Below are 1,119 nucleotides of genomic sequence, written 5' to 3' on the forward strand. Positions count from 1 at the left end.
AACTAACCCTGAGACATCAAGCCGAGATAACTCGAACCACAGTTGTAGATGTGACCGAAGAATACACCAGCAAAACCTGTACTCACTGTGGTAATATGCATTCCCAGCTAGGTGGCTCAAAAGTGTTCCGATGTCCTGAGTGTGGGTTCACTCTACCCAGGGACTGGAACGGTGCTTTTGGAATCTTTCTAAAAGCTTTGCGGGATACCGCCTCTGTTACCTTAACGGGTAATAGTGCTATCGTCGCATTGTCAGGCAATAGCCGGATAAATGTCGCGTAAATGTATCAGTCATCTCATCTGAGACCTTCAATAAGCTAGACCACACAATCTGGCAAATGTTGCGGGCATGGACAGCTTCAAAATGCGGAAAGGCAAACATCGAAAAACTGAGAAATTACTATAGACCGGGAACGGTCACACTCAGTAACGGGAAAGAAAGACATGAAACTTGGTTATTCAAAACCAAAGATGGACTTACACTATGGAAACATAATTGGACTCCGATTGTCAGACATACCCTAATACGCCCTGACGCAACACTTTATGACGGGAATTGGACTTACTGGGCAACCAGAAAAGGACAAGCAATCGACACGCCAGTAAAGGTAGCCAAACTACTTAAAAAGCAAAAAGGCAGGTGTACCTGGTGTGGGCAATACTTTACCCCATCAGATTTAACTGAGGTAGACCACATTGTACCTCGAAGCCACGGTGGAAAGGATGAATACAAGAATCTTCAGTTACTACACCGCCATTGTCACGATGATCAAACAGCTCTTGATGAAGAGAGGTTGCTGTACTCTTAACACAGAGGTGCGAAACGTTCAGGCACGCGCATAGGGTTGCAATACCCGAAATAACTGCCCGGTGGGACTTCCACCCCTTGGTGGAATATAGGGAGTCGCTTCCCTGACCATCCCATAACTGTTTATATGTCCCGACGCTTAGAGAAATCTAAGCAAGGCAGGGGACTCAAGGTCAAGACAGAACGCTTGAACGGTGGGAGTTGTGACCCACCTAGTATAGCATGAAGTTGAGAGTAACGGCAATAGCCACCCCCAATTTTGGGAATCATAACCCCAGGATTGAAGCGGGGAACGGAAGGCCTGAAGTAGAA

Annotated in this window: 2 protein-coding genes and 1 pseudogene; 2 read left to right on the forward strand and 1 reads right to left on the reverse strand. The window is 46.6% G+C overall.

All coding sequences use genetic code 11. The features are described from left to right. Together P5674_RS25075 and P5674_RS25080 are read left to right on the forward strand one after the other, a co-directional pair. On the forward strand, positions 1–281 hold a 281-nt coding region (locus P5674_RS25075; protein ID WP_315670416.1), incomplete at its 5' end, for a zinc ribbon domain-containing protein. A gap of 56 nt (positions 282–337) precedes the next feature. Further along, the gene (locus P5674_RS25080) at positions 338–808 is read left to right on the forward strand and encodes an HNH endonuclease (protein ID WP_014276506.1); all 471 of its coding nucleotides are present in this window, start codon (positions 338–340) and stop codon (positions 806–808) included. A gap of 122 nt (positions 809–930) precedes the next feature. Here P5674_RS25080 and P5674_RS25085 read toward each other — a convergent pair. Beyond that, positions 931–1,119: pseudogene (locus tag P5674_RS25085) on the reverse strand (hypothetical protein); the annotation flags it as partial.

Origin of the sequence: Limnospira sp. PMC 289.06 (assembly GCF_032350395.1) — a bacterium.
In the GTDB taxonomy this organism is placed as follows: Bacteria; Cyanobacteriota; Cyanobacteriia; order Cyanobacteriales; family Microcoleaceae; genus Limnospira; species Limnospira platensis.

Coding starts and splice junctions, on each gene's coding strand:
- P5674_RS25080 (WP_014276506.1), top strand. CDS start 338: ATGTTGCGGGCATGGACAGCTTCAAAATGCGGAAAGGCAAACATCGAA.